General features: G+C 70.6%; 9 protein-coding genes. 2 read left to right on the top strand and 7 right to left on the bottom strand.

What is annotated here, in order from left to right; translation table 11 throughout:
• Positions 1-151 precede the first annotated feature (151 nt).
• The gene (gene asd, locus VGW35_20035; GenBank protein ID HEV8309960.1) at positions 152-1231 is read left to right on the top strand and encodes an aspartate-semialdehyde dehydrogenase; all 1080 of its coding nucleotides are present in this window, start codon (positions 152-154) and stop codon (positions 1229-1231) included.
• A gap of 73 nt (positions 1232-1304) precedes the next feature.
• Positions 1305-1700, top strand: a complete 396-nt coding sequence (locus VGW35_20030) for a PaaI family thioesterase (GenBank protein HEV8309959.1) — start codon at positions 1305-1307, stop codon at positions 1698-1700.
• A gap of 25 nt (positions 1701-1725) precedes the next feature.
• On the opposite strand, the gene VGW35_20025 is transcribed toward VGW35_20030, so the two are convergent.
• The 7 genes from VGW35_20025 to VGW35_19995 all read right to left on the bottom strand — a co-directional run.
• Positions 1726-1998, bottom strand: coding sequence for a hypothetical protein (locus VGW35_20025; protein HEV8309958.1), 273 nt, complete (start codon positions 1996-1998; stop codon positions 1726-1728).
• Between the two features lie 163 nt (positions 1999-2161).
• Positions 2162-3433 carry an ABC transporter substrate-binding protein gene (locus VGW35_20020; protein ID HEV8309957.1) on the bottom strand — a complete coding sequence of 424 codons (1272 nt, stop codon included), beginning with the start codon at positions 3431-3433 and terminating at the stop codon, positions 2162-2164.
• A gap of 66 nt (positions 3434-3499) precedes the next feature.
• Entirely contained in the window at positions 3500-4450 is a 951-nt protein-coding gene (locus VGW35_20015; GenBank protein HEV8309956.1) for a branched-chain amino acid ABC transporter permease, read from the bottom strand.
• Positions 4451-4457: 7 nt separating this feature from the next.
• The gene (locus VGW35_20010; GenBank protein ID HEV8309955.1) at positions 4458-4883 is read right to left on the bottom strand and encodes a RidA family protein; all 426 of its coding nucleotides are present in this window, start codon (positions 4881-4883) and stop codon (positions 4458-4460) included.
• A gap of 25 nt (positions 4884-4908) precedes the next feature.
• On the bottom strand, positions 4909-5808 hold the full coding sequence (locus VGW35_20005; GenBank protein HEV8309954.1) for a branched-chain amino acid ABC transporter permease: 900 nt from the start codon (positions 5806-5808) through the stop codon (positions 4909-4911).
• Positions 5805-6542, bottom strand: a complete 738-nt coding sequence (locus VGW35_20000) for an ABC transporter ATP-binding protein (protein ID HEV8309953.1) — start codon at positions 6540-6542, stop codon at positions 5805-5807. Before VGW35_20000 ends, VGW35_20005 begins: the two co-directional genes overlap by 4 nt.
• Before the next feature lie 5 nt (positions 6543-6547).
• Positions 6548-6782 (bottom strand): ABC transporter ATP-binding protein (locus VGW35_19995; protein HEV8309952.1); only part of this gene is annotated, 235 nt, incomplete at its 5' end.

The raw sequence follows: 6782 nt of genomic DNA, 5'->3' as shown, positions 1-6782 counted from the left end.
CTGGACGCGGATCACCGTGATGACGGCGCGGGTTCCCCGGTGTATAAGGGACCATGCGAGCGAGAGGGAGGGCGGGACATCATGGACGCGGTCACCGAGATCGCCGACGCCCTCTGAGCCCCGGCTGATCCGATCTCGTGGGAGAGAAAGGATGAAGACGAGACGAGTCGCGGTCGTCGGCGCCACCGGACTGGCCGGCCAGCAATTCCTGGCGTCCCTCTCCGGCCACCCGTTCTTTGACGTCGTGGCCCTGGCCGCCTCCGAGCGGTCGGCGGGCAAGCCCTACCAGGACGCCTTGACGGATGCCTCCGGCGCCTTCCGCTGGTACTGCCAGGAGCCTCTGGACCCGGCGTTCGCCCGGATTCCGGTGGAAGACGCCGCCAGGCTCGACGCCGCCCGGGTGGACCTGATCTTCACCGCGGTGGAGTCGGACGCCGCCCGGGAGCTGGAACCCCGTTACGCCAAGACGACGCCGGTGGTCTCCACCGCGTCGGCCTTCCGCTACGAGGCCGACGTGCCCATCTTCATCCCGGGGGTCAACCTGGACCACGACCAGCTCATCTCCGTCCAGAAGAAGAACCGCGGGTGGAAGGGGTTCGTGACGCCCGTCCCCAACTGCACCACCACCGGGCTGGCCATGACCTTGAAACCCCTCCATGACGCCTTCGGCGTCTCGCGGGTGATCATGACCTCCCTCCAGGCCTGCTCGGGCGCGGGACGATCGCCGGCCGTGATCGGCCTGGACATCATCGACAACGTCATTCCCTACATCCCGAAAGAGGAAGAGAAGGTCGAGACGGAAACCCGGAAGATCCTGGGGACGATCCGGGGGGACACGATCGTGCCCGCGCCGTTCCCGGTGTCGGCGACCTGCACGAGGGTCCCGGTGCTCGAAGCCCACACCGAGGCCGTGTCGGTCGCCCTGGACCGGCCGGCCACCCTGGACGAGGTGAAGGACGCCTTGAGGCGTCACGGCCAGGACTTCGTGGCCTTGAAGCTGCCCTCCTGTCCGGCGCGCTTGATCGACGTGACCGACGACCCCTTCCGGCCGCAGCCCCGGCTGGACCGGGACCGCGACGGCGGCATGGTCACGTCGGTCGGCCGGGTCCGAACGGACCACGCCCTGCCCAGCGGCATCAAGTACGTGCTGGTGTCCCACAACACCAAGATGGGCGCCGCCAGGGGCGGGATCCTGGTGGCCGAATATCTGGTCCGGCAGGGGCACATCTGAGGTCGGGTCCCCCGGCGGCCGCCGCCGAGCCGCCGAGGCGGCCTGGCCACGAGCCCGGAGGCAAGCCATGGCGATGGATCCGACCGCCATCAGCGAGAGCCTGAGCGGCACGCTCGGCGCCCTCCTGGGCATCCGCTTCCTCGAGGCGAGCCCCGATCGCGTCACCGCGGAGCTCCTGATCCGGGACGACCTTCGGACGGTGGGCGGAGCGCTGCACGGCGGCACCCTGATGGCCCTGGCCGACACGGTGGGGGCGGTCGCCACGGTCGTCAACCTGCCCCCGGGCGCCGGGACGACCACGCTGGAGTCCAAGACCAACTTCTTCGCCGCCGGGCGGGCGGGCCTCGTCCGCGCGGAGGCGACGCCACTCCACCGAGGGAAGCGGACCATGGTCTGGCAGACCCGGGTCACCGACGAGGCGGGCCGGCTGCTCTCGCAGACCATCCAGACCCAGATGGTGCTCACCTGACCCCGGACGGGGCGCTGTCACTGCTTCAGAAATACTCCAGCGCGGCGCCCTCGCGCTCCATCCGGAGACGCAGTTCTGCCATGAACACCAGGTAGGGGTGCGCGCCGAGGGCGGTCAGCCGGTCCCGATCGAACGACGAGAGCGCGTCCCGGGTCGCGGCGTCGAGACCCGCCTCGGCCATGGCGGCCGCCGGGTCCGCGAGGTAGCGAGCCCGGAAGGCGTCATCCGACTTCAACCGGAACAGAGCGCGGTTGAGGGGATAGGCGTGAGCCGGCGGGAAGAAGTAGTGAGTCTCCACGCGCTGGTCCTCCTCAGAGTCCCTGAAAGAATGCGCGGGGCATGACCCTCGCGGTGATAGTTGACCATCTCCCCGCCGGATGTTCCGCTCCGAGCGGCGGCTTTGCCGCCGCAACGATCCTCGGGGGAGGTCTCGGAGGGGGTGTTCCGACACCCCCACCGATTCAGTCGATCTGCTTGAACAGCGCCTGCACCTCGTCGAGCGTCATCACCCGCTCGGTGACGATCTGCTCGTCCTTGAAGCGGTAGACGAGGATCGGCCCCGAGACGTCGCCGTAGGCGTCGAACTGGATCGGCCCGGTGGCGCCGGTGTAGCGGATCGCCTGGCCGCCGCGCAGGAGCTCGAGGCCCCGCCGGAGACCCTCCACCCCGGTCGAGACGGGGGTGCCGGTCGGGCCGGTGACCCGGCGGATGTTGTCGCGGATCTCGGTCCCGGTGAGCGTCTTGGCCGCCTGCATGGCCAGGGCCGTCACGGCGACGGCGTCGTAGACGGTGTGGAGGCCCGGTCCGTTCGGCGGGCTCCCGAACTTCGCCTGGTACGCCTGGTTGAAGGCGTCGACCGAGGGCCCCGCCACCTGCGCGTTGTCCATCCCGTAGGCGTTCTGGAGGAACCGGGCGCCGACCGCCTTGAGGAACTGGTCGGCCCGGAGCGCGTTGTTGAGGATGATGTTCTGGGTGCCCCCGAACGAGATCCACTCCCGGGCGAGCGTGGCGCCGTCCTGGGGGAACGCCACCAGGTAGATGGAGTCGGGAGTGGCGGCGAGCGCCCGCGTCACCTCGGCGCGGTAGGACGGCTGGTTCTCCTGGTAGGGGATGGAGAGGACGACCGCGCCGCCGAGCTTCTGCAGCGCGCGGGTGAAGTCCTTGGCCAGGTTGACGCCGAAGTCGGTGTTGACGTAGATGATGGCGACCTTCTTGTAGCTCCGCTCGGCGGCGATCTTGGCCGCGCCGTAGGCCTGGGTCTTCGTCGTCGGCAGGGTGCGGAAGAAGTAGCCGCCGGTCTTGCCCTCCTGGGCGAGGGTGGTGAAGGTCGGGGCCGTCGAGCAGCACGAGACCATCGTGACCTTGGCCGGCACCGCCACCGAGGTCAGGACCGGGAGGCTCACGCCACTGGAGATGGCGCCGATGATGGCCGGCACCCCTTGCACGTCGACGAGGTTCTTGGCGGCGTCGACCCCGACCGTGGATTGCCCCTGGTCGTCGCGCAGGATGAACTCGATCGGACACCCCTTGACGCCCCCCGCGGCGTTGACGTGCTCGACGGCCAGGCGGGCCGAGTCGGCGATCGGCTTCCCGATGGCGCCGAGCGAGCCGGTGAGCGACAGGATGCCTCCGAGCTTGACGGGACAGGCCGGCTGGGCCTCGGCCATCGGGCCGAGCGCCCCGACGAGCGCGAGGGCGACGGCGAGCGTGAAGAGCCCACGGTCGATTCGCATGCGCGGTGCCTCCCTCCGGCGGCTCGGCGCCGCCGCCCAGATACTACGCCATTCGAGCCGGGGGCATCAGTGGTCTTCCAGGTGGCGGGACACGATGGGCGCCTCGCCGATCAGGCCCCGCGGCCGGAAGAGGAGTGTCAGGACGAGGATCAGACCGATCAGGATGACCTGGAGCGCGCCCCCCTGGGTCTGGAGCTCGGAGGGCAGGTAGCGCGCCACCAGGCTGCCGCTCAGGCTCCACAGGCCCCACACGATGGCCGCGCCGAGCACGGCGCCCCGGTTGCTGCCGCTCCCGCCCACGATCAGCATCGTCCACATCTGGAACGTGACGATCGGCAGGAAGTCGAAGGGGCTCACATACCCGATGAACGCGACGTAGAGCGCCCCGGCCAGTCCGACCAGCATCGACCCCAGGACGAAGGCCTGCAGCCGGAAGCGCCGGGCGTCCTTTCCCAGCGAGACGGCCGCCGTCTCGTCCTCGCGGATGGCCCGCAGCACCCGCCCCCACGGCGAGCGCACCATCCGCTCCAGCGCCCAGTAGACCGTCCCGACGGCCACCGCCATCAGGGCGAGATAGAACCCGTTGTAGGCGAACGGCGAGTCGAACCACCCCGCCAGCGGGCGGGGGATCGCCGCGATTCCCAGGTTTCCGCCCGTCAAGGCCTCGAAGTTGAGCGCGACGAGCTGGATCACCACCGCCACGCCGAAGGTCGCGATGGCCAGGTAGTCCTCGCGCAAGCGGATGGTCGCCAGGCCGATCACGAACGCCGCCGCGGCGGAGGTCCCCATGGCCACCGCCAGGCCCACCACGAAGGGAAGCCCGAGCCCTCCCAGGAATTCCGGCCGCGGCGGGGCCGTGAGGATCGCCAGGGTGTAGCCCCCGACCGCGTAGAACCCGACCACCCCGGCATTGAAGAGGCCCGTGAACCCCCACTGAAGGTTGAGCCCGAGCACGGCGATGGCGAAGACCAGGACGACGATGGCGAAGAAGACGAGATAGGAGACGAGGCCGAGCATCGTCCCCTCAGCCCCGTGGCCGCCGCCGGCGACGCGGCCGGGCCCCGGTTCCCGACCCGCGCCGCGCCGTCACCTCGATCTCGACCTTCATCTCCGGGGTGGCCAGGGGCGTGCAGACGGTGGTATTCGCCGGCCGGATCCGGCGGAAGTGCCGTCCGACCACCCGGCAGACCGGCAGGAGGTCCTGGCGCTCGGCGATGAACACGCGCACCCGCAGGACGTCAGCCAGGGTGGCCCCGGCTTGCCCGAGCGCCCAGCTGATGGTGCGGAGCGCCTGCTCCGTCTGGGCGATGACGCCTTCGGGATACCGGCCGCTCCTCCGGCTGAAGCCGGTGGTTCCCGACACGTAGATCATGTCTCCGTCGACCACGGCTCGCGAGTAGCTCGCGATGCGCTCGAACTTCATCCCGCTCGAGATCAGCGTCCGCGGCATCGTCTGTCCCCCCTTCAGTCAGCGTTCACGCCTGCTCCTCCCCGAACAGCCCGGTCGGCCTGAGGAACAGGATCAGCATGAGGAACACGAACGGCGCGGCCGGCTTGTAGCCTGGCGCCGCGACCAGCACCGACAGGCTCTCCGCCAGCCCGATGATCAGGCCGCCCAGGACGGATCCCCACAGGCTCCCGAGCCCGCCCAGGATCGCGGCCGCGAAGATCGGGAGCAGGAGGTTGAAGCCCATCTCGGGCCGGATCTGCACGGTGAGGCCGAAGAACACTCCGCCCACCGCCGCCAGCCCTCCGCTGATGACCCAGGTCCAGCGGATGACGCGCTCCACCTCGATGCCGCTCACGCGGGCCAGGGTGGGGCTCTCCGCCACCGCCCGCATCGCGATGCCGAAGCGCGTGTAGGTGAGGAAGAGGTGAAGCGCGGCCACCAGCGCGAGGGAAAGCCCGAGGACGAAGACCTGGTCCGGCATGATCCGCACACCCGGGAGAACCTGGACGGCCATCTGGAGCTCCCGCGTGTAGTAGTGCGCCTGCGGGCCCCACCAGAGGAGCAGACCGTTGCGGAGGACCAGCGCGGCGCCGAACGAGGCGAAGATGATGGTCACCGGCACCGCGCCCCGGCGCCGGAGCGGGCGGAACACCAGCGCGTCCACCGAGACCGCCAGCGCCGCCGTCAGGATCCCGGCCAGGACGAGGCCGCCGACCACCGTCCAGCCGAACGAGAAGGGCCCGATCGGCGCTCCCCCCGGCCCGATCAGGACGAGGATCAAGGCCAGGTACGCGCCCCACGTCACCAGCTCCGAGTGCGAGAAATTGGCGAACCCGAGGATCTTCATCGCCAGCGCCATGCCGATCGCGCCGAGCGCGATGATGGCCCCGGAGAGCACACCGTCGGCCAGGAGCTGGAGGATCACGCCATGCGCCGGCGGCCGCCGAGGTAGATCTCGCCGACCGCGGGATCCGCCAGGAGATCGGCGGCCGGGCCGCTGAGGCGGGTCGCGCCCTCGCTGAGCAGGTAGCCCCGGTCGGAGGCCCGCAGGGCGGCCCGGGCGTTCTGCTCGACCATCAGGATCGCCACCCCCTGGCCGGCGAGCCGGCGCAGGCGCGCGAACAGGTCGGCGGCGACCCGGGGGGCGAGCCCGGCCGTCGCCTCGTCGAGCAGCATCACCGCCGGCTCGATCAGAAGCGCCCGGGCGATGGCCAGCATCTGGCGCTGGCCGCCCGAGAGGACCCGGCCCCGGGCTGTGCGGCGCGCCGCCAGGTCCGGGAACGCCGCGTAGGCCCGCTCGATCCGCCCCGAGAGCTCGCGCCCGATCGTGTGGCCGCCCGCCAGCAGGTTCTCGTGCACCGTCAGTGTCGTGAAGATGTTTCCGGTCTGGGGAACGTAGGCCACCCCGGCCCGCGCCAGGGCGTGGGTGGGAAGACCGGTGATGTCCCTGCCGGCCAGGTACACGGCGCCCGCGCTCACCCGGACCGATCCCGCGATCGCCTTGAGCAGGGTGGACTTCCCGGCGCCGTTCGGTCCGATCACCGTCACGATCTCGCCGGCCCCGACCTCCAGGGACACGCCGCGCACGATGGGCAGATCGGCCACGTATCCGGCGACCAGACCCCGCACGTCCAGCCGCGACTCCACCCGCTCGCTCACTGGGCTCACTCGACGGCCGCCGGCACATCGCCCAGGTACGCGTCCAGGACCCGCGGCTCGGACCGCACTCCGGCCGCGTCTCCCTGGTAGATCAGCCGGCCCTGGGCCATCACCAGGATCGGATGGCAGACCGACATGACGAGATCCATGTTGTGCTCGATGATCAGGAAGGTGACGCCCCGGCGCTGCAGGTCGAGGATCCGGTCGAGCAGGCTGTCCATGAGCGCGGGATTGACGCCG

The organism is Candidatus Methylomirabilota bacterium, assembly GCA_036005065.1.
Classification (GTDB): Bacteria; Methylomirabilota; Methylomirabilia; order Rokubacteriales; family DASRDR01; genus DASYQW01.
Note: the sequence above shows the minus strand (reverse complement) of the source record. Positions and strands in the feature narration are given on the sequence as shown.